Genomic DNA, 22,486 nt, shown 5'->3' with positions numbered 1-22,486 from the left:
CATCACATTGAACAAGGAGATTCGCTCATGACCAAAGAACTTCGCATCCTGACCGGCTTCCACGCCGGCGCCCGGATAAAGTTGAATCCAACGACGATGTCGATCGGCGCGGAAGCAACGGCCGACATCCTGATTCAAGACTGGAACGAGGGGACCATGCAACTGGCAACCGACGCACAAGACAGGGTCACGATCGCCGCCGCTGGCGCGGCCGATGTCCCGTCCACGCTCGACGATTTCACCCCGCGCCGCTTCGGCGACGTGGTGCTGTGCGCCGGCCCGGACGATGCACTGTGGCCGTCGGACGTGCAGCTGCTCGAGACGATGCTCGCCGCGCCGGCCGCCGCCGATGCCGCCGCGGACGAACCGGTGACCGTTCCGCCGGCCCCGCGCGCCTCGTGGATGCGCACCGGACTGGTGGCGATGCTGGTCGGGTCCCTCGGCGCGGGCGCCCTGGCGCTGACCGTGGGCACCGCGTCGCAGGCAGCCACTCATCCGCTCGCGCAGGCCAGCCTGCGCGACGTGCGCGGCGCGCTCGACCGCCTGCAGGAACCCGGCATCGAGCTGCGCGAGCAGGCGAGCGGCTTCGTCGTCAGCGGCATCGTGGCGAACGGCGCGGCGGCCCGCAGGGCGCACGCCAGCCTGCGCGGCGTCGCCGGCAGCCGCCTGCGCTGGCAGGTCAAGCCGGCCGACGACATCGCCCGCGAACTGGCCGAATCGCTGCACGAGCCGAACGTCAAGGTGCGCTACGCCGGTGCCGGGCGCTTCGAGGTCACCGGCACGGCGCGCCAGCCCGGCGCGGTGCGCGACGTGGTCGAGCGCTTCCGCAACGACATGGCGCCGCTGCCGCTCACGGTCGGGGTCAAGGTCGAGCGCATCGACGAACTGGCGGTCGCGGGCAAGGTCGATTCGGCCCTGAATGCCGACAGCGTGCGCTACATCGAATCGAGCGACGGCACCAAGAATTTCCTGGCCGACGCTTCCGGCAACACCACCTTGCAATAAGGAGACCGCAATGTACGAAGTCATGACCGAAGCATTGATCGACGTGCTCGACGACCTGCCCCAGGCGGGCAGCCAGGCCCGCCGCCACCACGAGGTCCGCGCCGCGGCGCAGGCCCTCGACGACCTGGCCGATGCGTGCGCCGCGCGCTCGACCGACACGGCAAGCACCGAGGCCCAGGCCGGGCGCGCGGTGGCCGATGGATTCCGCGCCGCGGCACAGTTGTGCCGCCTGGCGATCCAGTAGTTCCGCCAGCCATGTGCCAAGCGCACAGCCGGCAAACCAGTGTGTGCGGTACTGCCGCACGCATATCCAGCAGTGATCCACTTACTTTCAGGAGAAACATCATGGCAGACGCACCCGTAGTTCTGAACACCGGCGCCCAAATCGCAGCGATCGAAGCCGCCGCAGCAGCCGAAAACGCGATCAACCTGGCCACCCTGCACGCCAAAATCAGCACGATGGGCCTGAAGGCGGCGAAGGACATCGTCCAGTAACGTCCACGGCGCGCCATCGGGCCGCGCATGGCGCGCCGGCCGGGAGCCGCAACCCGCTCCCGGCCGGCTTTTTTTTCACCTGTGCGACGGAAAACGAACGATGAGCCTCGAACGACGCGATGAACTGATCCGCGAAATCTGCGCACTGCGCGACGTGCCCGGCGCCGACGAGGTGCTCGCGCGCGGCGTGCTCGACATCGACAGCTTCGACGTGGCGATCGACCACTTCGAGGAAGACGGCGATGCGGTGTACGTGACGTTCCAGTACGGCGTCGTCACCGCGGGCCGGACGCTGCGGGTGTTCCGCCTGCTTCTCGAAGCGAACCTCGCCGTCTACGCGCAGGACCAGGCGCAGCTCGGCCTGGAAGTCGAGACCGGCGCCATCGTCCTGATTGCCCGCGTGGCACTCAACGACGAGGTCGACGGCAAGTGGCTACTCGGCTTGATCGACCACTACGTCGAACACGGGCGCTACTGGCGCGACAACATCTTCAAGGCGCGCGACGACATGTTCGAGAACCTCGCACGCGGCGATTATGTCTGGCTGCGCGCCTGAGCCAGGACCTTTCCCCATCACTCACCACCAACAATCTCAGGAGGACGACATGACATCCACGAGCAGGACCGGCAGCAAACCGCCTTCGCCGCCAGAGAAGCCGGAGAAGACCGACAAGACGAAGGACAAGAGCAAGGACAAAGACAAGGATCAGGCCGACCAGGACGCGCTGGACCAGGCCATCGGCACGCTCGGCATCATGATGCTGCAGAAGATCCTGCAAGGCGCCAAGCGGCGCCGCGCCGAAATGAACGAAGACGATCCCGACAAGTTCTAGTCCCGCCCCGCGCGGGCGACGCTTGCGCGCCGCCCGCTTCCGCCTCATCCCGAATACGGCTTGTACGACACCTTGCGGGTCCCGCTGATCTGCGCGGCATCCGGCGTCAATGCCACCACCTTCATCCCCCCATCGTCGACATTCGAGAAACTGGCGCTCGACGTCTTCGAATCGGTGCGGAACAGCGATTCCTTGACGTTCTCGAACGTCGAATCCTGCACCGTCAACCTGCTCGTGATCGGCTGGCCGCCGTTCGTGCGGAACAGCTTGCCGGCGCCGTTCACGTAGACGTTCTTCATCAGCACCTCGGCGTCGCCATTGTCCTGCACCACCTTGTCGGAACCGTTGTAGAACGAGCTGTTCGTGATGACGACTTTCGCCGGCCCTTTCGGGATGTCGTCGACCGACATGCCGGACAGCTTCGCGTCATGGATGCGGTTCTTCTCGCCGTCGATCGTGATGGCATCCTCGCCGATGTCGCGGTTGACGACGTGGTCGAGGTGGGCGTCGCCGATCAGGTGGATGCCGTCGCCGCCCGAGTACTGGACGTTCTTCAGCGTCGCCCCCGGTTCGAGGATGAACACCGGCTGCTGGTGCTCGCTCTGGGAACCGTCGCCGATCGCCTTCGTCGGCCGGTAGTACTTGCCGCCGCCGTCGAAGGTCTCGCCGGCCTTCACGATGATCGGCTTGTCGACGTCGACGATGCCGGTCGGCTTCGGCATCGGCTGGCCGCGTTCCGGTCTGGCGCCGGCAGGCACGCTGGTGTCCGCCGGCGGTTTGGATGTTGGTTTGGACGCCGATTTGGACGCCGATTTGGATGACTTCTTGCGCCTGGTTTCCGGTTCGCCGTCGGCATCATGATAGGGCGCGGCCGGCAGACTGGCCTTGCGCTTGTGCCCGTGCTCGTGGTCGTCGTCCCTGACCTGCTGCTTCAGCTTGACGGACAAGTGTTCGAGCCGCTTGATCCACTCGTCCGTCTGCTGCTGCGGAGACGGCCCCGCCGGGGCCTTGGGGAAATCGGGAAAATTCTGTGGAGAATATTGGGAATGCACGCATGTGCTCATGTCGGTACCTGTACGGTTGGTTGAGGGAGTGCCCCTCGACAGGATGACGGCACACGAGCGGCCGGCGGGCGGGGCGGGCGAAGCCGCGCCGCCGGGTGCGAAGCCGGGCGCGTCAGCGCTTGGCGTTGGCCATCTCGTGCAGCTCGAGGCGGTTGTAGGTGGCGCGCATGGCATCCTTCACGTTGATCGCCTTTTTCGCGATCAGCTGGACCAGGACGTCGTTCAGGCTGCGCGACATGCTGTCCTCCTTGCGGCGCATGAAGTCGGCGATCAGGTGCAGCTTGCCGGGGTCGGCGATATACTGCGCCACCTGCTGGTTATTGTTGAACACCATTTCGTAGGCGAGCACGACGTCGTCGCCCTGCTCGTTCGGCAGCAGGGTCTGGAAAATCACCGCGACCAAGGAATTCGACAGCCCGGCCGCGCGCTGCTCGCGCTGTTCGGCGGGGAAGAAACCCAGCAGCTTGGAGATCGCGCTGACCGCGCTGTTGGTGTGCATCGTCGCGAGCACGAGGTGGCCCGATTCGCCGGCGTGCAGGACGGTGTCCGCCGTGTCGAAATCGCGGATCTCGCCCACCATCAGCACGTCCGGCTTCTGGCGCAGCGCTTCGCGCAGGCCGGACGAGAACGTGGCCGTGTCGGTCGGGACTTCCTTTTGCGAGATGATCGACTGCTTGCGCCGCAGCTGGTATTCGATCGGCTCCTCGATCGTGATGATGTGGGCGCTGCGCGTGGCGTTGATCTGGTCGAGCATCGAGGCGATCGTCGTCGTCTTGCCCGAGCCGGTCGGCCCCGTGATCAGGATGATCCCGCGGGTCGCCTCGAGCACGGTCTTGACGTAGTGCGGCAGGCCGGTCTGATCCAGCGCGATGGGGCGCAGCGGCAGGCGGCGGATCGAAATGGTCGTCTTCGAGCCGGACGACGAGCGGAACACGTTGCAGCGCAGCCGGTAGTCGGTGAGGATGAACGGCCGGTCGATCGCGCTTTCGACGATCTTGTCTTCCCAGTCCTCGTCGATGGCGTTCAGCACGGGCAGCATGTCCTCGAGCGTGACCGGTTCCGTGCCGACCTGGCGCCACCCGCGCGGCGACTTGATCATGACGGGCATGTCCTGCTCGATATGAATATCCGAGAAGCTCTGGCCGGAATTGACGAGGGAGATCAGCTCCTCCAGTAATTCACGGGATATCGAAAAATCGTCGGACATGATGCACCTGGGTAATGTAGGACTTGCTTGAGTATAGCGCGGCTGTCTTTGGCTGACCAGTCGTCCGGCGGACGGGAAGTCTTGCATTTTCCTGTCACTTGGCCGTCAATCCGCTGTCGGTCCGCACATGCCGCCGATGTTTTCCTCCAGAATGCGCGGTTGACCGGCCCGGCGGACAACGGAGTATGCTTTGGAATTCGAGAACCGCAGTATCGTTTCAGTGAACCAGTTCGACCTTGCGGGGCTGGACACCCTGTTCGACCTGGCGCGCCGGATGAAGCCCATCGCCGCGCGCCAGGCCACGAGCAACGTCCTCGACGGCTACATCCTCGGCAACCTGTTCTTCGAGCCCAGCACGCGCACGCGGATGAGTTTCGCCAGCGCGTTCATGCGCCTCGGCGGCCAGGTCAACAGCACGACCGGGACCGTCAACTCGTCGCTGGCCAAGGGCGAGTCGCTGGCCGACACGATCACCATGATCCAATCCTATTGCGACGTGATCGTGATGCGGCATCACCAGCGCGGCGCCGCCGCCGAAGCGGCCGCCGTGTCGAGCGTGCCGGTCATCAATGCCGGCGACGGCAATGGCGAGCATCCCACGCAGGCGCTGCAGGATTTGTTCACGATCCTCGAGGAACGGCCCGGGCGCGGCGTCGACGGCATGACGATCGCCGTGGTGGGCGACCTGAAGTTCGGGCGCTGCGTGCCTTCCCTCGTCAACCTGCTGTGTCTCCATGCGGGCGTGCGTTTCCTGTTCGTCGCGCCGCCCGAACTCCAGATTCCCGACGCGATCCTCCGCGGCGTGCGCGACATGGGATGCCAGGCGATCCGGACGAGCAACCTGGACGCCGCGCTGGAGGAGGCCGACGTGGTCTACCTGACGCGCATCCAGGACGAACGGATCGCCGACGCGAAAGTGAGGGCGACCGTGCGCGGCAGCTATGTCCTGACCCGCGCCAAAGTGGAATCGCGCTGCCGCAAGGACGCGGTGATCCTGCATCCCCTGCCCCGGATCGACGAACTGCACACGGACGTCGACAGCCTGCCGAACGCCGCTTATTTCCGCCAGGCGGCGAACAGTATCCTGATCCGGATGGCGCTGCTGCTCCTCGTGCTGGGCAAGCAGGCCGACGTCGGCTGAGCGCAGGTTCAGCGCCGCAACCCCACCATCCCGGTGAACCGGTTGAGCGCCCTCTTGTACAGGCCCGGATCCGCATGGTAGCCCATGCCCGGCGGCCCGGACGTGCGCGGCGGGCGCAGTTCCGTCCCGCCGTCGGGCAGGTGCTTGGTGCGGTCGTACGCGCTCAGGCCCAGCTTCAGGCGCACCAGGCCGGGCGACTTGAAGCCCAGCCCTTTCATGCGTCCCATCAGGCTCTTGCGCGAACGCTCCGCATAGTCGAGCGTGATGGCGATGCCGCGCGGTTTGGCATAGTCGTAGCCCAGCTTGCCGTCCTTGATGGCATGCCTGGCCTGGGCCTCGTTCGGCAGTTGCGGATCGAACAGGATCAGCGGCGCCGGGTCGTACAGTTTCACGCGGCTCTCGACCGCGGCGGCGAACAGCTGCGCGCTCGCGCCGCCCATCGATCCGCCCGCGATGTACTCGAATTTCACGTTGCGCGTCTTGGCCTGGGCGGTCTCGATGGCCTTCGCCACCAGCACGGCCGCCTCGTGGTTCGCCTTGAACACCTTGCCCACCGACTGGCCGATGCTGCTGAAGGCCTGCTTGACGTCGCGCATGTTCTGTGTGCCGCCGAACATCACGCGCACCTCGAGCCGCTGGTTGCCGTGCTCGTCCATGCCGACCTGCTCGTCCCACACCATGTGCGCGACGTGGGCCGCACGCACCAGCTGTTCCCGCTCGCCCGCAGGCAGCAGGCTGAACAGGCGCGACGTGCGTATCGAAGCGTCCATGTAGTGATCGGAAGTCAGCTCCGTACGTGCGGGCTGGTAGCTCATCGGCATCTGCCGGGCGAGTTGGTCCGCGAACACGTCGGCGCTGCCGCCCTGCCCGCGCGGGCACGCCACGTACTCGATCCGGTATTCCCTGTCGTCGGTCCGGACGATCGGGGACAGCGCTTCGGCAAAGCGCGCCGCCAGCCGTTGCACGGCATGGTAGTTGACCGAGTCCGGCTGGGACGCGAGCGGCTCGCCTTCCTGGTCGCCCCGGTTTGCGAAATGCACCTGCAGCATGTTCACCGTCTTCCCGTCGGGACCGGCGACCTGGCGCTCGGTGACGAAGCAATTGGCCGCCCTGGCCGCCCGGGACAGCGAGGCGAGCACGTCGGGCGGCATGCCCCGGCCGAATTGCGTCCGCCCGATCGTCGCGCTGTCCGGCGCGGGCGGATGGAGATCCAGCGGCGCGCGCAGCAGGCGGCCCGCGGCTTTCAGCTGGGCGTCCCGCTCGCGGCCGGGCGCGGCCGCGGGGCCCATGCCGAGCGCTTCCGTGATCTGCGACACTTGCTGCTCGTCCAGGCGATCGATCGACGTCAGCGTGTCCGCCATGCAGTCGATCTTCGGCCCCGACGCCAGCTTGCCGAACGTCTTCGGGCGCGCGGCCGGCGCCGCGGGCGTGGACGCGGCGTCGTCATCCGCCCGCATCAGTTCCGCCAGCGTCGGCGACTTGTCCGCATGCAGCATGTCCGCCAGCGTGACCCGCTCCGGCGCGGGCGCCTGCGTCTGCGCGTGCCGGGCGCTGAACTGTTCCAGCCGCTGCAGCGGCGCCTGTACGTTCGCCGCGGACGGCTGCGTCTTCGGGCGCCGGCCCAGCACCGGCAAGGAAAACCCGAACGTGCGCTTCGGCGCGCGGCTGGTCTCGGGCTTGGCGGTGGACGCGGTCCCGGCTGCCGGGCGGTCGCTGATCGGTGTTATCGTCGACGAAATCGTTTTCATATCAACTTCCAAGGTCATGCGCGCGGCCGCGCGAACGTCTCAACAATGATGTATGCGGCGCAAACCGGTCAGCGCTGGGCCTCGAGGGCCGCGCGCGGCAGGTTGCGATAGACTTTTTTCGCGTAAGCGATGCGCAGCTCGGGCTTGCCGGCGTTGTAGGCCCCGACGGCGGTCCATGAATTGCCCAGCTTCTGCATCTTCCCCGACAGGATCCACGCCCCGACCTCGATGTTCGTGCAGGCATCCATCAACTCGGCCTCGCCGATGCCGTACCGGCGCAGGGTCGGCAACCAGCTGCTGTTGATTTGCATGAGCCCGATATCGTAGGAACCGTTCTTGTTCTTCGGGCCGATCGCAGTGGGATTCAAGCCCGATTCCGTCTTGGCGATGGCATACAGCAGGTAGGGGTTCACGCCGTAGCGCGCGCCGGCGTCCTCCCAGCATGCCTGTGCGTGGCCGCACGCGAGCACGCACGCGAGGGTTGCCGCCGCGCGGCGCGGTGTGGATGTGCCGCTCATGGGGTCAGCGTTCCATTCAGGTATTTGAAGACGTTATCCGGCGGCTGGCACGAGAGCAGGACGCCGTTCGCATCTTTCTTGACCGAGCCGATGTTGTACGTGATGCTGCCGTCCGGATTCGGGATATTGCAGGGCGTGCCCGCCACGATGGCTTGATTGAGATACACCGTGGGGCCCTCCACCCAGTTCCTGCCGACCACCCAGTCGCCCTTGATCCCGCCGTGGTTCGACGTCACCGTCTTTTCCGCCGTCACGGGGCCGCCGCTGACGACGGCCGTGTCCCCGTAGACCGTGCCGGGCACGTGCAGATCGTCCTTCTCGTCGACGGCCAGCGCCACCCATGCGCTGCCGGAATAGGTGAAGCCGCGGTTCAATGCGGTGACCATCCGCACGTCGCCGGTCGTGTTGCCCGTGGCGGGCAGGTCGGCGAAATTGGCCACCGGCGCCTTCCACGTCGACACCGCCTGCCACAGGCCGTCGGCCCCGCACGTCGCCACCGTCCGGCTCGCGCTGTCGATCCCAATGGCCGCCGCGCCGCCGCATGCCGTGCCCAGCGTCACCAGGGCGGTCCCGGCGAATCCCAGCGGCGTGTTCATCCGGTTCAGCTGCGGACGTCCGGGCACCACGTCGCGGTAGAGGAAATCGGTCGACAACTGGCCCGGTCCGTCGTAGAACAGGCCCGACACGAGGTGGCCGCCATCGTGGCCGGCGGTGCCGTTCAGGACCGTCGCGCCGCCGCAGGCCACACCCTGGTAGGCGGCGGTGGCGAGTGCCCAGGACGATCCGCGCGCCGTGGCGGGCTGCGCGGCGCTGATGTAGCCGCCGCCCTGCCCCGCCATCATGGCCACCGCCGCGATGGCGCGGTCCGGTATCGCGGTGCCGCCGTAGCCGGCCACCAGCGCGTCGAGCCGGCCCGGCGTGCCCTGGCGCACGAGCACGCATGCCGCTTGCTGGTAAGGGTTGGTCGCGGCAAAGCCGGCAGGCAGGAAGCCGGCCGCAGTCAGCTGCGCCACGGTGACGGCCGTCACGGCGCCCCCGCCCGTGCTGGCGACGAGGTCGCTGTAATTCGCCGCGACATACCTGGACGCGGCCGCCACGACCTGCGCCTGCTGCAGGGCGGCCTGCTGTTCCTTCACTTCTTCGATCGAATCGCCGATCATGCTGGCCAGGCCGACCAGCAGCGCCGACGCGATGGCGAGCGCCGCCAACACTTCGATCAGGGTCATGCCGCGCTGCCGCCGCATCGTGTTCATCGTTGTTTCCTCAATCGCAGGGTGCCTGCGCCAGCCACACCGGCGCGCCGTCCGGGATGACGGCGTCGCCCAGCGTCGGCAGCGCGATGCGCGTCCCGTCCACGGGCGAAAACAGCGTATGGTCCGCCGCCCGGTAGACGCCGACGTTGAGTGAGTTGCGCGACAGCGCCAACAGTTCCGCGACGATCGGCCGCGCGCCCGCCGCGGCGGGGAAAATGTAGATCTGCCCCGCGCCGTCGCGGTAATTCGTCCACGCCACCGTCGGGCTGGTCGCCAGTTTCGACCACGCCGGCAGCACGCCGGCCCCCTTCAGGCCGGCCAGGCTCACGCTGGTGTCGGTGACGTTGTTCGCCTTGAAGTACGCCATCACCGCGTCCCGGTAGACCGCCATGGTCCCGGCATCGTCGCGCGCCTGCTGCTCGACCACGGCCTCGCGCCCGTGTTCGGCCGGCCATCCGTACCAGCCACCGAGCGCGACCACGACGGCCATGATCAGGACGGCCCACATTGACTCAAGCTCAGTTTGACGTGAACGCGATCGTGGTCGACGCTTTGCACAGCGCCGCGGCGCTGGCCGCAGTGACGGGGAAAACGGTAATCGCGTTGCCGTCGTCCCCGTCGGCAATCCTGGTCCAGCCCGACGCGCCGCTGACGACGTTCATGCACACCTCCTGCGGCACGTTTTCATAGGTGATTCTGAAATTTGCCGCGTCCACTTTCGCAACAGTCACCGTTCCGCCCCACGCATTGGTAATGGCATTATTGGCGCCGAGCGTCAGCGTGCCGGGAATGGCTTTCGCCGCGACCAGGTTGGCCACCATGGTGGCATCGTTGTAGGACTGGCCCGCATACATCTTGTGCACGGCGGTGCGCAGTCCCGTGATCTCTTCCATGGTCTGGTTCGAGCGCGCGCTGCCGAAGGCATTCTGCAGCAGCGATACCGCGGCGAGCACCACGATGGCGGCGACGCCCAGGTAGGCGATGGCTTCCAGCAGCGAGGCGCCGCGCTGGCGGTGCAGGCGGGCGAGGCGGGCGCGGCGTTGGGGCATGGTGGCAAACATGTTGTATCTCCTTTTTGTTGGAATCAATGTACTGCGCGTGTCATCGTTGCGATCTCGTGCTGGATGCCGAAGAAACCCGTCACCAGCCAGCCGATCACGGCGGCCATCACGAGGATGGCGACGCCGTTCAGGATCTTCATCTGATTGGAAATCTGCTCGATCCCCTCTTCCCGCCATTCGTCGGCCATCACCTTGAGCGCCTCGCCGAATCCGCGGAACTCGGCGTACACGCACAGGTCGTCGATCACTTCGGCCGACGGGAAACCGTAACCGGCGTTGCGCATGGCTTCACCGCAGTTGAGGCCGGAACGCACTCCCAGCAGCGCGCCGTCGAGGCGTTCGCGCAGCCACGGATCGGCCATGTCGGACAGGCGGCTGAGCGACTTCTCGACCGTGACGCCGGCCGTCTGCAAGGCCGAGAACGCCAGCAGGAAACCGCTGCCCACGACCAGCCGGTAGATCGAGAACGGCGCGAAGCGGTCGGCGAACACGCGCAGGTTGCCGCGCCAGCGCGGCAGCGCCGCGGCGACGCCGCCCGCGACGAGCGCCAGCGCGCCGACGATGGCGAGCATCCAGTGCTGGACCACCTCGGACATGACGTACAGCGACCTGGCGGCGCCATGCCAGTTCGTCGGGTCGGTGATGCGGGTGAACTCGGGAATGACCTTCGTGCCGAACAGGTAGACGTAGACGAGGATCAGCGCCAGGATCGCGCATGGGTAAACGAGCCCGCCGACGATGACCGCCTTGATGCGCTGCTGCGCCTGCACGACGTCGACGACGGCCAGCAGCGCGGCCTCCACGTTGCCGGACTGTTCGCCGGCCAGCAGGATCATGCGTTCCGGCCGCGGCGCCCAGCCTTCCAGGCTTTCCGACAGCATCCGGCCGTTCTGCACCTGCCGGCGGCAATCGTCGAGCACGATCGCCAGCGGCTCCTGCGGCTTGCGGCCATTGTCCGACGCCCGTTCGCGCAGGACTTCCAGGATCCGCAGCAAAGGCAGGCCGTTGGTGAGCATCTTGGCGATCTTGCGGTACAGGCGCACGCGCGCCGCCGCCGAGAACTGGGTCTTCGCCCAGGCGCGCGTGACGTCAAACCGCATGGACCACCTCCAGCCGGGATCCCGGCGCCGCGAGGTGGCCGACCACCTTTTCCGCCATGCGCGGATCGATCTGGCCGGCCGCGACCTTGTCGATCGCGTGGCCCAGCATCGTGCGGCCGTCCAGGTGCTCGATCCAGTACGCGACCGCCGCGCATTTGTCGCCGGCCCGGATGAGTTTGAAGAACTGGGCGTCCGGCACGATGACTTCCGCCAGCACCGACCGCCCCACCGTGCCCTGCATGGCGCAATGCTCGCAGCCGTCGCCGGTCACGCGCACGCGCGGCAGCGCGCCGCCCACCGCTTGCCGGACGCGGGCGTACAGCGCCGGCGGCAGCGCCTCCGGCGCGTCCACCAGCGGCCGGCTGCAATGCGGGCACAGCACCTTGACGAGGCGCTGGCTGATCAGGCTCGTGATGATCGTGTGGTCCGCCACCAGGCTCATCGGCAGGCCGAGATCGAGCAGCCGGTCGACGATCGCCAGCGCGCTGTTGGCATGCACCGTCGTCCACACCTGGTGGCCCGTCATCGCCGCGCGCAGGGCGTTCTGCGCCGACGCCGCATCGCGGATCTCGCCGATCATGATGACGTCGGGATCGAGCCGCATCGCGTTCGAGATCGCGGCCGAGAACTGGCGCGCGCGGTCCGCTTCCGTGCTGGCATTGGTCACGGCCGTCTGCACCGCGCCTTCGATCGGGTATTCCACGGGGTCTTCGACGGTCAGCACGTGCAGTTTGCCGCCCGCCTCGATGATTTCGCCGGACAGGATGCGCTGCAGCGTGGTCGATTTCCCCGATCCGGTGGGACCGCTGATGATGTTCATCCCGATCGGCTGCTCCTTGATCTGCTGGAGCATGCCGGCGTGCGTCTCGCTGAAGCCGAGCGGGCGCAGGTCGACGTTGTCGCCGGCGTCGTTGTACAGCAGGCGCAGCACCATGACGGCGCCTTCGCTGGTGGGCGCGGTGGCGATACGCACGCCGTACAGCCCGGGCGGCAGCTTGTCGCGGTCGGAAATCGCGGCGTCCTGGCGCTCCATCGGCTTGTACGAATTGTCGGACACCGACGTCATCGCCCCGTACAGCGTCGCCAGCAGGCGCTCGCCGTATTCGCGCGTCTGCACGCCCTTCGGCACCAGGTCGTTGTGGATGCGGAACCACGTCTCCGTGCAATCCTTGCGGACGCGGATATGGATGTCGGACGCGCGCGCCTGGCAGGCCCGGTTGAGCAGGTCCTTGGCCGTCACCTGCATGAGCGAGTGTTCGTGCTGCGGCTGCGCACTCCCGCCGCCCTGGTAGGCGCGGGCGATGACCTCGATCCGCGAGAACGTCACCTGGAACGGCCGGCGCATCTTTTCCAGCCGCGCGATGTACGACAGCACGTGGCGGTTCAGGCTCTGTCCCTCGGCGACGAGCAGGCGGCCGTCGCTCAGCAGGCACAGCAGCTTGCGCTCCTCGGCGCTGGCCTCGAACGTGCCCGCGCCGCTCAGCACGGCGGCCGTGCCGATGTCGCCGACGCCGCCCTGCTGTTCGCTCCGTCCGGTGGCGCGCGGTTCCGCCCGGTCCAACGCGAGCAGGTTCATCGCGCGCTCCCTGCGGGCAGGCCCGGCGGCGGGCCCGGGACCGCGGGCGGCAGCGGCAAGGCGGATCCGAATTGCGGCTGGGGCGGCGCCGCCTGCGCCAGGCGGACCCGCTGTTTGCCCTTGCTGACGATGACGTTGCCCGGCGCGATCGACACCACCCGCATCCCTTTCGGCAGCATGTCGCCGGGCTGCACCTCGATGACGGTGCCGTCGCCCAGTTGCAGGGTCGCGAACACCGCGCGCCCCACGCCCTCGACGCCGCGTACCTGCGGATCGCCGGCGCCGGGCGCATGCGTGAGCGCGGTGGTGGCCGCCTGGATCGTGGCGATCTGGTTCTGCTTCATGAGGATGCTGCCCTGCACGTCGAGCTGGCGTTCGCGCGCCTTCAGCAGCAGCGTCTCGCCTTCGATCCGGCTCAGCTTTTCGGCGGTCGGATCGGCGTACGCGTGGGCGCAGCCGAACATCGACACGAGCAGCGCGCACCAGAGGGATTTATTTGACATACATGACTCCTTCGATTGACCAGTGACCGGCCCGGTTCACGATCCGGTCGATACGCACGCCGGGCCGGTCCAGCAGTTCGGCCAGGGCCGTGGGCAACAGCCCCTGGCTGTCGCAGCTGAACGAATACGCCTGCCACTGCGGCGCGGGCGCCCGGGTCTGCGTCTGCGCCTGCTGCGTCGCCGGCGGCGGCAGGCTGGCGATCCTGAACGCTATGCCCATGTGTTGCAGTTCGGAGATGATCGGTTCCATCAATGCGCGGCGTTCGAGCAGCGCCTCGGGCGGGCGCCGTTCGAGCCGGAGCGGCACGGCCAGGGTGGCCTTCTCGCCGCCCAGGTCGAACACGGCATCCGGCACCTCGGCACGCAGCAGGTCCAGCGTGGAACCGTGGCGCGACCATGCGTAGCTGGCCGTGTCGGCGGTGCAGACGTACTCGTCGAGCAGCCAGCCGCCGGCGGCAAGATGGCCCAGTCCGTCGACGCAGGCCCTGGCGAGGCTCGTCGGCGTCGGCTTGCCGCCCCACGGCGGCGGCTGCACGGACGGCGCCGCCCGCCGCAGCACGGCCTGGCGCTCGGCGATGCGCGCCTCTTCGGCCGCCTGCGCGGCCCGCTGCTCGGCCCGCAGGCGCTGGACATGGATCCAGCCCCCGGCGAGCGCCAGGGCGAGGACGGCCGCCGCCAGCGCCGGCCAGCGATTGCCCCGGGTGTGCACGGGCTGCAGGCCCCACCAGCGATGCGCGCGGATGCGCCCGTCCTTGCGGTGCGGGATGAAGCTCTCGACGGTGCGCGCCTCGAAGTTGTGGAAGCCGTAGTCGGCCAGCTCGGCATCGCCGAGGACGACGTTCCAGCCGCCCAGGCCATAGTCGCTGTGCAGGCGCTCCATGACTTCCTCGCGGGTGCCGGCGAAATCGCCGTTCGGCAGGAAGTTCGCGTCGCGCGCCGCGAAATAGGCCCACATGCCGTCCGGCAGCCTGAGCGCGGCGAGCCAGTTGTGGACCCGCTGCTTCTCGCCGTCGAAGTAGGCGCCTTCGAGCGCCAGCGTCTTCGAGATGATCGCGCCCAGCGAGAACATGCCGCGGCGCGCGCCGTCCGCGCTCTGACCGAAGCCCGCCTGCGCGGTCGACTGGTCGGTGCGCAGCACGTACAGGTCGGAGTCGATCTTCGCGCCCAGTTCGCGCGCTTCCCTGGCCAGTTCGCGCGGCCGCGACAGCGACTGCCAGAACAGGCCGCACACGAACCGGTGCTTTTCAATCTGGATGATATGGATGGCCATGATGCCGGATCGCTTCGCGTCAGGGGCCGACCGTCGTGGGGGTGATCAGGATCACGATGGATTCCTTGGCGCTGGCCGCCTTGATGCCGCCGCCGAGCGCGACGTTGCGTGCGCTGCCCACGCCCTGGCGGTCGAGGTTGTCGTCGGTCTGCTCGAACCCGCTGATGATCAGCGTCTCGTTCGATTTCATCGCCACGCGCTGCAGGAAATTGCGGGTATCGATTTCCGGCGTCTCGATCTTGCTGCCGCCGCTCTGCACTTCGCGGATCGTGTTCAGCGCGGAGATGTCGGTCGAGAACTGCAGCAGCACGGTGCCGTTGGCGAGCACGTGCGGCAGGATGCTCATGTTGAAACCCGACGTGACGGTGCCCGGAATCAGCGTCGTGGTGGTGCCGACCTGGGGCACCACCGTCGTCTGCGACTGCTGCAGGTAGGACGTCTGCTTGGCCACCTGCAGCGGCACCACCTGGTTGTTCAGCGTGATCACCGACGCGGTGGTCTGGCGCCGCACCTTGCCCTGCTTCGACAGCGCGTCGATGATCGCGGTGCTGCCCGCGAAGCGCGAATCGCCCAGCACACCGGCGGAGAACCGGGTCCCGTCCAGCGCGAACGGCGCGCTGGTGAGCCCGTACTTCTGGCGCAGGGTCGTGTACACCAGGTTCCAGTTGATGCCGTAGTCTTCGCTGTCGTTCAGGCTCACCGACAGGACGGTGACGTTGATGACCACCTGGCGCTCGAGCGTCCGGTTCTCGTTCTCGATGTATGCGGCCACCCGGTCGAGCGTGTCGGGCGTGTCGACCACCGTGATCGACCCGGTCGCCGGCGAGATGACCACCTTGCCGTAGCTCGACAACATGGCCTTGATCACGCTTTCGATGCTGCCATAGACCGACAGCTTGGACGCCACCGCCGTGTTCTGGCTGTTGTTGGCGGTCACGCCATTCGTCGTGCCCGCACCGCCGCCCGCCCCCGCGGCGCCGCCGGTGCCGGCGCCGGTGCCCGGGCTCGACGTGGCGCCGCTGGTGACGCTGGCGTTGAACGTCGAATCGCCGGGCAGCGTGTTGATCTGGAAGGTGCGCGACTCCGTATGGAAAAACTGGATCGTGCCGTCAACATATTTCCACGACACGCCGAAGCGCGCCGCCGCCGTGTCGAGCAGGCCGCGCAGGTTGCCGTTCGTGTAGTAGATGCGGACCCCGCCACCGCGCGCGGACGGCGGGCCGGCCAATGCACGGGCATCGCCCACGCCACCCGGCGGCAGCGGCACGGCGGCGCCGGCTGGCGTACTGCGCATGCCTGCGGCGACGTCCAGCGCGTCGGGCGTCACCTTCACCGGCAGGCCGGTGCGCACGCTGATCCGTTCCGCCAGCTCGGCCAGCGACGCGACCGTCTTGTCGAACACGGCGTTCTCGAAAAAGATCTTCGGCAACGCGGGCTGCCCCAGCTTGACGACGTCCTTGCCGAGCCAGATGCCGGATTCGTGGCTGACCGACGACGGCGCCCTGGCCACGACACCGTTCGCGGTATGGCCGGTGTCCCGGACGAGGGTGGCCACCTGGCCGCCGGTGTCGTCGATGGTCTTGTCCAGCCGGGCCGACATGCCGCCGCACGCCGACAGCAGCAGCAGGGGCAACACCGCCTGCAAGCGCTTGGTCATCATGGTTCGGTTCCTTTCGCAACGATCCGCAGCACCTTGTTGCCGTCGTAGAAAATCGCCTTCATCGGCACGTCCGCTCCCTCCATGCTCTTCACCACCATGCCGACGGCGTCGGCAAAGGAACCGTGCAGTTCGGTGCGCACCGCCACGGCGTAATCGACGGGCAGTTCCCACATCAGTTGCCAGCCGGCGCCGGCCGCCCACCGTTGCAGTGTCCCGTTCAGGGTTTTATCGCTTTGCAACACGGCCCAGGTCGGCTCGGGCGGCGGCGGGGGCGCGACGGGCGCCGCGCGCACCGGCACGACCGCGGCGGCGACCGGCGCGACTGCGGCCGCGGCCGGCGCGGGCGCCGGCACCGCCGCCGGGGCGGGCGGCACAGGTGCGGGCACGGGCGCGGAAGCAAGCGGCTGCGGCTGCGGCTGCGGCTGCGGCGCCGCGGCCGGTTCGGCTGCGGCCTGCGCCGGCGTGCCGCCGGCCAGGCGCGGCGTGATCAGGTACAGGCGCTCGCGCCGGGTTCCCGGCGTGTCCTTGTGGCCAAACAGGTTGCCCAGCAATGACGGAGACGCCCGGTCGCCGGACATCGCCTCCGTCCCGTAACCGCCGATCATCAGCATCTGCCGCACGTCGACGATGGCCAGCGCACTGAGGGTCGAGCGGGTGACTTGCGCGTCGGTGCCGCTGCCCAGGTTGCCGTCCTCGATGTCGACGTCCAGCCGCACGCGGGTGCCGCCATCGTCGACGAGGCGCGGCACCACCCGCAGCAGCGTCCCGGCGCTCACCTCGGCCACGTCGGCGACGCGCTCGCCGACCAGCGGGATGTAGCGCGACTGGCGCAGGTCCAGCACGGCGGCCACGTTGTTCAGCGTCAGCGCGCCCGGCGTGGCCACGATGCGCGCATCGCCGCTGGCTTCCAGCGCTTTCAGCCTGGCGACCAGGCCGGCGGCATCGTTGACCAGCAACGTCGCCCCGGGCGCCGCGGGCGCCGCGCCGGCGACCAGCCCGGGCAGCTTGTCCCGGTCGACGTCGACGATCAGCGCGTCGATTTCGACCTGGCGCGGCAACACGTCGAGCTGCTCGATGAGTGCCTGGTACATGGCGCGCTTGCCGGCCGCGTCGTGGATGATGACGGCGTTCAGCGAGGGGTCGGCGTCGATGCGCGGATGGCCGGCGTCGGCGGCCTGCACGGAGGCGGAGGCCGGCTGCCCGACCAGCAGGTTCGACAGGATCGTCTTCATGCCGGGGATGGTTTCCGTCCTGCCGCGGGCGGTGATCACGCGGTCGGTCGCGCCGGCGTACTTCAGGCGGAACACCATCGGCTGCATGTCGTTCATGGCGTCGCCTGGCCGGGCGGGCACCAGGACCTCGCGCGCCAGGCGGACGTACTCGCGCGGCCCGCTGATGACGACGGCGCCTTCCTTCGGCAGCTCCACCCAGCCGAAGCGGCTCTCGTACAAACCCACGCCGGCCAGCACGCCCCTGGCATCCCGCACGGCGTTCGCGCCAAGCTCGAGGCGCATCGACACATTGTCTTCGCGGGGAACGATATGCAGCGTGTCGCCGTAGACGAACCAGCGGAAGCGGCAGGCCTGCGCCAACCGGTCCAGCAAGTCGGCGCCGCCACTCGCGCGCAGGGTTTCTTTTTTCACGGCCCGATCCGGCACGTCGAACACGACCTCCACGCCGTATTCGGTGGCGAACCGCTCCAGCACCTGGTGCAGCGGCATGCCGGCGGTATCGAGTGCGAAGCCGTGGTCCTTCCAGCCCGCCGGGACTGCGGCGTGCGCGGCCGGTGCCCAGAGCGACGTCGCCACCGTGGTCGCCGTCATCAGCGCCAGCGTCGCGCGCCGCCAGAATCTCGAGCTCGTCCCAAGGCCGGGACAGAAAATGTTAGCGCACAACATCATTGTAACTCCTACCACTTTTTAGCCGCCCAAGGCCGGCTCAAAATGCATCCGGCTATGGTTTCTCACGGTATTCGATGCGCTTTTCGCTCGCTCGACATCGGCGCGGCAATTCGCCGAAACCCGCTCCAACACGAACCGGATTCAGTCATGCTGGAAGCGAAAAAATTTCGGCAAGGAAACAATTAATTCGTTGCGTAGTCTACCTCGGGCACAAAAAGAAACTCAAGGGTTTTTGATAAAGCTCAAAGCTTTTTAAGGAATGACGCATTATCGCCACAGCATGAACTTTGTTTAGTGAATAGATGCGCCTCGCCGGTAAAGGCGATAAGGACAGACGGGGTCAAGTACGACCCAAAAAGAGGGAAACCGCGAAAAAAAACTTAAACGATAAAACACTCCAGTAACTTGAATCCCGATTCTGTTTCCAGGTTGACGGATTCAATTGCCGCGGGAATCAGGACGCAATCGCCGATACGCACGTCCAGCCGCCCCCGGCCATAATCGATCGTATAGGCTCCATGTACGCAGACATGGATAACGAACGAGTCGAACGCGTAATTCCGCACGACCGTTTCAGAACACGCCAATATATCGGCCGTGAAATGCTCGCAGTGCACGAGGCGGGCAGGCGCATTCAGGATTTCCTGATACGCGAGCCTGCAATCCTGGTCGGCACCGACATCCAGTGCGGCGATGGCGTTGTCCGTGTCCAGCGCGCGCCGGCGTCCGTTCGCATCGACGCGGTCGTAGTCATGGATCCGGTAGGTCACGTCGGACGCCTGCTGGATCTCGGCGATCAGGACGCCCTTCCCTATGGCGTGGACCCTGCCGGCGGGCAGGAAAAACACGTCGCCCGCGGCGACGGCGTGACGGTTCAGGATGTCGTCGACCCGGCCGCATTCGAATCTTTCGCGGCACAGGGCGGCGCTGACTGGCCGATTGAACCCGGCAATCAGCGTCGCGCCGGGATCGGCCTGGATCACGTACCACATTTCCGTTTTCCCCGGCGAATCGTGTTTCATACCGGCCAGCACATCGCCGGGATGCACCTGGATCGATAAATCGTCGGCGGCGTCGATGAATTTGACGAGCAAGGGAAAACGATTACCAAAGCGCGCATACGGGGATTTCCCGACAAGGCATTCCCGATAATGCCTCAGTAAAGCCGAAAGCGAAGTACCGGCCAGCGCGCCATTTTTCACCAGCGAATCGTCCGACGGCAGTCCGCACACTTCCCACGACTCGCCGCAACGCGACCCCGGCGGGCAGTCCCTGGCGAGATGGCTGAATAACTTTCGCCCGCCCCATATTTTATCCTTGTATATACTTTTGAATATCAGGGGATATAAATCCGGCATCGTTCGCGAGATAATGTTGATATCTTTTTTTGTCGACTGGCAAATATGCATGTCAGTCGCCGAATACGGATTTTTATTCCGCGACAGGACAATCGGCTGTATTGAGATTCAATCGCCGCGACGTAATCTGGCGCTGCGGTGCCGCCTGCGTCGCGCTTGTTCCGGCAATATGGAAGCGGGCCACCGCCTCGGCCAGCTGGGCCGATTGTTCACGCAGGCTTTCCGCGGCCGCGGCGGCTTCGCCGACGAGCGCGGCATTCTGCTCCGTCATCCCGTTCATCTGGCCGATCGCGACGCTGATCCCGCCGATGCTCGCACCCTGCTCGGCGCTGGCCGCGGAAATCTGACTGACCAGCTCGGCAACGCGGCGCACGGCCTTGACGATCTGGCCCATGGTCGCGGCGGACTCGCCGACCAGCGCATGGCCGGCGTCGACCTGGGTCACCGAGTCGCGAATCAGCGTATCGATCTGCCGCGCCGCCCCGGCCGAACGCTGCGCCAGTTCCCGGATCTCCGCCGCCACCACGGCGAAACCGCGGCCGGCCTCGCCGGCGCGGGCCGCCTCGACGGCCGCGTTGAGGGCGAGGATATTGGTCTGGAACGCGATCGAATTGATGACCGTGGTGATGTCGACGATCCTGTCCGAGCTTGCCTTGATCGACCCCATCGTGTCCGACACGCGCGCGGCGACCTCGCTGCCGCGCTGCGCGCAGGCGTACGCGGCCGTGCTCAGTTCCTGCGCCTGCCGCGCGTTCTCGGCGTTGCCGCCGACCGTGTCCTCCAGGCGCGCCATAGCGGCGGTGGTCTGGCGCAGCGTGCCCGCCTGCTGTTCGGTGCGCGTCGACAAATCCAGGTTGCCCTCGGCGATCTGGCGCGACGCCACGAGCACGTGCTCGCTGCCGGCGGTGATCTGCGCGATCGCCGCGAACAGGTTCTGCTGCATGAGCTTCAGGGCGCGCATCAGCTGGCCCGCCTCGTCCTTGCCGCCGGTGTCGATCGCCACGTGGAGATCGCCGCCGGCGATGGTGTCGGCGATGCGCGCCGCGCGCCGCAGCGGCGTGGTGATCGACCGCGTGATGTACACCGCGCACAGGGCGCCGAGGAGCAGCATCGCGAGGCCGGCGCCGAGCATGTGGACTTGCGCCGTGCGGTAGCGCGTGCGCGAGTGGTCGCGGGTGCGCGCCATGGCGTCCTGCTCGGCATTGGCCAGGGTGTCGAGCGCGTCGATCCAGCCCGCGTACCTGGGCGCGAAATCGGTTTTCAGCATCACGGCCGCATCGAACAGATTGCCCGACGCGGCGGTGGACTGGATATTCCGCAGCGCCGGCATCAACGCCTGCTTGCGCCGGCGCACCTCGGCCAGGGCGTCCGCGTCGACCGCGCCATGCTGCAAGGCCCGCTCGGCCTCGTCGTAGTCGCCCAGCAGGCGCACCAGCGCGGCGGCCGCGTCGGTGCCCTCTTTCCCATCCGTGGGCGCGGCGATCCGGCGCATGGCCAGCGCGATCTCCGCGCCGGCATGCCGCATCCGCAGCGCGCCGTTCAGGCTGACCAGGCGGCTGCCGACGATGTGCTCGGTATCGCTCTGCAATACGCCCATGTTGCCGAGCCCGATGCCGAGCAAGGCACTTGCACACAACAGGACGAGGCCGAAACCCAGCGCGAGCCTCGCGCCGATATGAAGATTGACGATTGCGCGCATGAGAGCTCTCCCGGTGGCGGTGGATGTCAACAGGCCGTCACGCGCGCAGCACCGACACGCCGCGTTGGTGTATGCCCAGGCTGACCGGGTCGGCCACGTTGCGCGCCCGGTCGACGTGGGGGCAGACGACGAACAGCTCGCCGATTTCGGTATCCAGCGTGTACTCGTAGAAGCCGCCGAGATAGGTGGCCTTGCACACCCTGGCCGCCAGCCCGTACTGGCCGAGATCGCCGACGATCCACGCCTCGGGCCGCACCGCCACGAGCGCCCGTCCAGTGGGAACGGCATCCGGCGTGCGCCAGGAGAGCGGCCCCAGTTGCACCTCGCCGCCATGGGTCACATTGGCCGGCAACAGCAGGGCCTCGCCCATGAAGCCGGCCACGAATTCGCTGTTGGGGCGTTCGTACAGGTCCGATGGCGAGCCCGCCTGCGCGATCAGCCCGTCGCGCATGACGATGATCTGGTCCGACACCGCCAGCGCTTCGCTCTGGTCGTGCGTGACGTAGGCCACGGTCAGCTGCAGGCGCTGCTGCAACGCGCGGATTTCGTCGCGCATCTGGCGCCGCAGACGCGCGTCCAGGTTCGACAGCGGTTCGTCGAACAGCAGCACGGCCGGCTCCAGCACGAGAGCGCGCGCCAGCGCCACGCGCTGCTGCTGCCCGCCGGACAACTCGCCCGGCCAGCGCGTGCCGAAACCTTTCAACCCCACCGTGTCGAGCGCGGCGTCGACGCGTTCCTTCGTGCGCTCGCGGTCCACGCCGGCCACCGTCAGGCCGTACGCGACGTTATTGAAAATATTCATGTGCGGGAACAGCGCGTAGCTCTGGAAGACCAGGCTGACGTTGCGCTCCGCCGCCGACAGGGTGGTCACGTCGACGCCGTCGATCAGGATCTGGCCGCCGGTCGGGCTTTCCAGGCCGGCGATCATGCGCAGGGTCGTGGTCTTGCCGCAGCCCGAGGGGCCGAGCAGGGTCGTCAGGGTGCCCTTCGGCACCGTGAAGTTGATGCCTTTGACCGCCAGGGCGCCGTTCTTGGTGTAGGCCTTGGTGATGTTCTTGAATTCGATTCCGGGCTTCATGATGGCTCCTCGTTTT

The 22,486-nt window shown here is 67.4% G+C and carries 22 protein-coding genes; 6 read left to right on the top strand and 16 right to left on the bottom strand.

Annotated features, from left to right (window positions below; all coding sequences use genetic code 11):
• Positions 1-27 precede the first annotated feature (27 nt).
• The 5 genes from hrpD5 to ACL58G_RS13765 all read left to right on the top strand — a co-directional run bounded on the left by hrpD5 (position 28) and on the right by ACL58G_RS13765 (position 2,333).
• Positions 28-1,005, top strand: coding sequence for an HrpD5 family protein (gene hrpD5 / locus ACL58G_RS13785; protein ID WP_440967340.1), 978 nt, complete (start codon positions 28-30; stop codon positions 1,003-1,005).
• Positions 1,006-1,015: 10 nt separating this feature from the next.
• Positions 1,016-1,249 (top strand): hypothetical protein, encoded by a 234-nt coding sequence (locus ACL58G_RS13780; protein ID WP_371764333.1) that lies wholly within the window; start codon positions 1,016-1,018, stop codon positions 1,247-1,249.
• 101 nt (positions 1,250-1,350) lie between these two features.
• Entirely contained in the window at positions 1,351-1,500 is a 150-nt protein-coding gene (locus ACL58G_RS13775) for a hypothetical protein (RefSeq protein WP_413345067.1), read from the top strand.
• Positions 1,501-1,600: 100 nt separating this feature from the next.
• Entirely contained in the window at positions 1,601-2,056 is a 456-nt protein-coding gene (locus tag ACL58G_RS13770) for a CesT family type III secretion system chaperone (RefSeq protein ID WP_413345069.1), read from the top strand.
• A gap of 49 nt (positions 2,057-2,105) precedes the next feature.
• Complete coding sequence (locus ACL58G_RS13765; protein WP_413384307.1) at positions 2,106-2,333, top strand: hypothetical protein; 228 nt, start codon at positions 2,106-2,108, stop codon at positions 2,331-2,333.
• 44 nt (positions 2,334-2,377) lie between these two features.
• Here ACL58G_RS13765 and ACL58G_RS13760 read toward each other — a convergent pair whose 3' ends face one another.
• Positions 2,378-3,385, bottom strand: a complete 1,008-nt coding sequence (locus ACL58G_RS13760) for a pectate lyase (protein ID WP_413384305.1) — start codon at positions 3,383-3,385, stop codon at positions 2,378-2,380.
• A gap of 124 nt (positions 3,386-3,509) precedes the next feature.
• A complete protein-coding gene (locus ACL58G_RS13755) occupies positions 3,510-4,604 on the bottom strand; it encodes a type IV pilus twitching motility protein PilT (RefSeq protein ID WP_413384303.1) in 1,095 nt (364 codons plus the stop codon).
• A 190-nt stretch (positions 4,605-4,794) separates the two neighbouring features.
• On the opposite strand from ACL58G_RS13755, the gene pyrB reads away from it, so the two are divergent.
• The gene (gene pyrB, locus ACL58G_RS13750; RefSeq protein WP_413384301.1) at positions 4,795-5,745 is read left to right on the top strand and encodes an aspartate carbamoyltransferase; all 951 of its coding nucleotides are present in this window, start codon (positions 4,795-4,797) and stop codon (positions 5,743-5,745) included.
• 8 nt (positions 5,746-5,753) lie between these two features.
• Here the strand turns inward: pyrB and ACL58G_RS13745 are convergent, their stop codons facing one another.
• From ACL58G_RS13745 to ACL58G_RS13680, 14 genes are all read right to left on the bottom strand, one after another.
• The gene (locus tag ACL58G_RS13745; RefSeq protein WP_440967336.1) at positions 5,754-7,493 is read right to left on the bottom strand and encodes a type III effector protein; all 1,740 of its coding nucleotides are present in this window, start codon (positions 7,491-7,493) and stop codon (positions 5,754-5,756) included.
• Positions 7,494-7,561: 68 nt separating this feature from the next.
• Positions 7,562-8,011, bottom strand: coding sequence for a lytic transglycosylase domain-containing protein (locus ACL58G_RS13740; protein ID WP_413384294.1), 450 nt, complete (start codon positions 8,009-8,011; stop codon positions 7,562-7,564).
• A complete protein-coding gene (gene pilV, locus ACL58G_RS13735) occupies positions 8,008-9,264 on the bottom strand; it encodes a shufflon system plasmid conjugative transfer pilus tip adhesin PilV (RefSeq protein WP_413384292.1) in 1,257 nt (418 codons plus the stop codon). The genes ACL58G_RS13740 and pilV overlap by 4 nt, the downstream gene beginning before the upstream one ends.
• Positions 9,265-9,274: 10 nt before the next feature.
• The gene (locus tag ACL58G_RS13730) at positions 9,275-9,772 is read right to left on the bottom strand and encodes a hypothetical protein (RefSeq protein ID WP_413384290.1); all 498 of its coding nucleotides are present in this window, start codon (positions 9,770-9,772) and stop codon (positions 9,275-9,277) included.
• A gap of 10 nt (positions 9,773-9,782) precedes the next feature.
• Positions 9,783-10,325, bottom strand: coding sequence for a type 4 pilus major pilin (locus ACL58G_RS13725; protein WP_413384288.1), 543 nt, complete (start codon positions 10,323-10,325; stop codon positions 9,783-9,785).
• 23 nt (positions 10,326-10,348) lie between these two features.
• Positions 10,349-11,425, bottom strand: coding sequence for a type II secretion system F family protein (locus ACL58G_RS13720; protein WP_413384286.1), 1,077 nt, complete (start codon positions 11,423-11,425; stop codon positions 10,349-10,351).
• The gene (locus ACL58G_RS13715) at positions 11,415-13,001 is read right to left on the bottom strand and encodes a GspE/PulE family protein (protein WP_413384284.1); all 1,587 of its coding nucleotides are present in this window, start codon (positions 12,999-13,001) and stop codon (positions 11,415-11,417) included. The genes ACL58G_RS13720 and ACL58G_RS13715 overlap by 11 nt, the downstream gene beginning before the upstream one ends.
• The gene (gene pilP, locus ACL58G_RS13710; protein WP_413384282.1) at positions 12,998-13,504 is read right to left on the bottom strand and encodes a type IV pilus biogenesis protein PilP; all 507 of its coding nucleotides are present in this window, start codon (positions 13,502-13,504) and stop codon (positions 12,998-13,000) included. The genes ACL58G_RS13715 and pilP overlap by 4 nt, the downstream gene beginning before the upstream one ends.
• Complete coding sequence (gene pilO2, locus ACL58G_RS13705) at positions 13,494-14,774, bottom strand: type 4b pilus protein PilO2 (protein ID WP_440967332.1); 1,281 nt, start codon at positions 14,772-14,774, stop codon at positions 13,494-13,496. The genes pilP and pilO2 overlap by 11 nt, the downstream gene beginning before the upstream one ends.
• 19 nt (positions 14,775-14,793) lie before the next feature.
• Positions 14,794-16,431: a PilN family type IVB pilus formation outer membrane protein gene (locus ACL58G_RS13700; protein WP_440968033.1), complete on the bottom strand. Its 1,638-nt coding sequence runs from the start codon at positions 16,429-16,431 to the stop codon at positions 14,794-14,796.
• Positions 16,431-18,257, bottom strand: a complete 1,827-nt coding sequence (gene sctC, locus ACL58G_RS13695; protein WP_440967331.1) for a type III secretion system outer membrane ring subunit SctC — start codon at positions 18,255-18,257, stop codon at positions 16,431-16,433. The genes ACL58G_RS13700 and sctC overlap by 1 nt, the downstream gene beginning before the upstream one ends.
• A gap of 458 nt (positions 18,258-18,715) precedes the next feature.
• Positions 18,716-19,744 carry a type I phosphomannose isomerase catalytic subunit gene (locus ACL58G_RS13690; protein WP_413384276.1) on the bottom strand — a complete coding sequence of 343 codons (1,029 nt, stop codon included), beginning with the start codon at positions 19,742-19,744 and terminating at the stop codon, positions 18,716-18,718.
• Between the two features lie 22 nt (positions 19,745-19,766).
• Positions 19,767-21,392: a methyl-accepting chemotaxis protein gene (locus ACL58G_RS13685; protein WP_440967329.1), complete on the bottom strand. Its 1,626-nt coding sequence runs from the start codon at positions 21,390-21,392 to the stop codon at positions 19,767-19,769.
• 37 nt (positions 21,393-21,429) lie between these two features.
• Entirely contained in the window at positions 21,430-22,470 is a 1,041-nt protein-coding gene (locus tag ACL58G_RS13680) for an ABC transporter ATP-binding protein (RefSeq protein WP_440967327.1), read from the bottom strand.
• Between the last annotated feature and the right edge of the window lie 16 nt (positions 22,471-22,486).

The organism is Massilia sp. GER05, assembly GCF_052056005.1.
GTDB classification, from domain to species: Bacteria; Pseudomonadota; Gammaproteobacteria; order Burkholderiales; family Burkholderiaceae_D; genus Telluria; species Telluria orientalis.
The sequence above is the reverse complement of the archived record's forward strand: the minus strand, read 5'-3'. Positions and strand labels throughout refer to the sequence as shown.

What these genes read in the sequence shown, in the direction of transcription:
- hrpD5 (WP_440967340.1), top strand. Translation starts at nt 28, where the DNA reads ATGACCAAAGAACTTCGCATCCTGACCGGCTTCCACGCCGGCGCCCGG.
- ACL58G_RS13780 (WP_371764333.1), top strand. Translation starts at nt 1,016, where the DNA reads ATGTACGAAGTCATGACCGAAGCATTGATCGACGTGCTCGACGACCTG.
- ACL58G_RS13775 (WP_413345067.1), top strand. Translation starts at nt 1,351, where the DNA reads ATGGCAGACGCACCCGTAGTTCTGAACACCGGCGCCCAAATCGCAGCG.
- ACL58G_RS13770 (WP_413345069.1), top strand. Translation starts at nt 1,601, where the DNA reads ATGAGCCTCGAACGACGCGATGAACTGATCCGCGAAATCTGCGCACTG.
- ACL58G_RS13765 (WP_413384307.1), top strand. Translation starts at nt 2,106, where the DNA reads ATGACATCCACGAGCAGGACCGGCAGCAAACCGCCTTCGCCGCCAGAG.
- ACL58G_RS13755 (WP_413384303.1), bottom strand. Translation starts at nt 4,604, where the DNA reads ATGTCCGACGATTTTTCGATATCCCGTGAATTACTGGAGGAGCTGATC.
- ACL58G_RS13745 (WP_440967336.1), bottom strand. Translation starts at nt 7,493, where the DNA reads ATGAAAACGATTTCGTCGACGATAACACCGATCAGCGACCGCCCGGCA.
- ACL58G_RS13740 (WP_413384294.1), bottom strand. Translation starts at nt 8,011, where the DNA reads ATGAGCGGCACATCCACACCGCGCCGCGCGGCGGCAACCCTCGCGTGC.
- pilV (WP_413384292.1), bottom strand. Translation starts at nt 9,264, where the DNA reads ATGAACACGATGCGGCGGCAGCGCGGCATGACCCTGATCGAAGTGTTG.
- ACL58G_RS13730 (WP_413384290.1), bottom strand. Translation starts at nt 9,772, where the DNA reads ATGTGGGCCGTCCTGATCATGGCCGTCGTGGTCGCGCTCGGTGGCTGG.
- ACL58G_RS13725 (WP_413384288.1), bottom strand. Translation starts at nt 10,325, where the DNA reads ATGTTTGCCACCATGCCCCAACGCCGCGCCCGCCTCGCCCGCCTGCAC.
- ACL58G_RS13720 (WP_413384286.1), bottom strand. Translation starts at nt 11,425, where the DNA reads ATGCGGTTTGACGTCACGCGCGCCTGGGCGAAGACCCAGTTCTCGGCG.
- ACL58G_RS13715 (WP_413384284.1), bottom strand. Translation starts at nt 13,001, where the DNA reads ATGAACCTGCTCGCGTTGGACCGGGCGGAACCGCGCGCCACCGGACGG.
- pilP (WP_413384282.1), bottom strand. Translation starts at nt 13,504, where the DNA reads ATGTCAAATAAATCCCTCTGGTGCGCGCTGCTCGTGTCGATGTTCGGC.
- pilO2 (WP_440967332.1), bottom strand. Translation starts at nt 14,774, where the DNA reads ATGGCCATCCATATCATCCAGATTGAAAAGCACCGGTTCGTGTGCGGC.
- ACL58G_RS13700 (WP_440968033.1), bottom strand. Translation starts at nt 16,431, where the DNA reads ATGACCAAGCGCTTGCAGGCGGTGTTGCCCCTGCTGCTGCTGTCGGCG.
- sctC (WP_440967331.1), bottom strand. Translation starts at nt 18,257, where the DNA reads ATGACGGCGACCACGGTGGCGACGTCGCTCTGGGCACCGGCCGCGCAC.
- ACL58G_RS13690 (WP_413384276.1), bottom strand. Translation starts at nt 19,744, where the DNA reads ATGCATATTTGCCAGTCGACAAAAAAAGATATCAACATTATCTCGCGA.
- ACL58G_RS13685 (WP_440967329.1), bottom strand. Translation starts at nt 21,392, where the DNA reads ATGCGCGCAATCGTCAATCTTCATATCGGCGCGAGGCTCGCGCTGGGT.
- ACL58G_RS13680 (WP_440967327.1), bottom strand. Translation starts at nt 22,470, where the DNA reads ATGAAGCCCGGAATCGAATTCAAGAACATCACCAAGGCCTACACCAAG.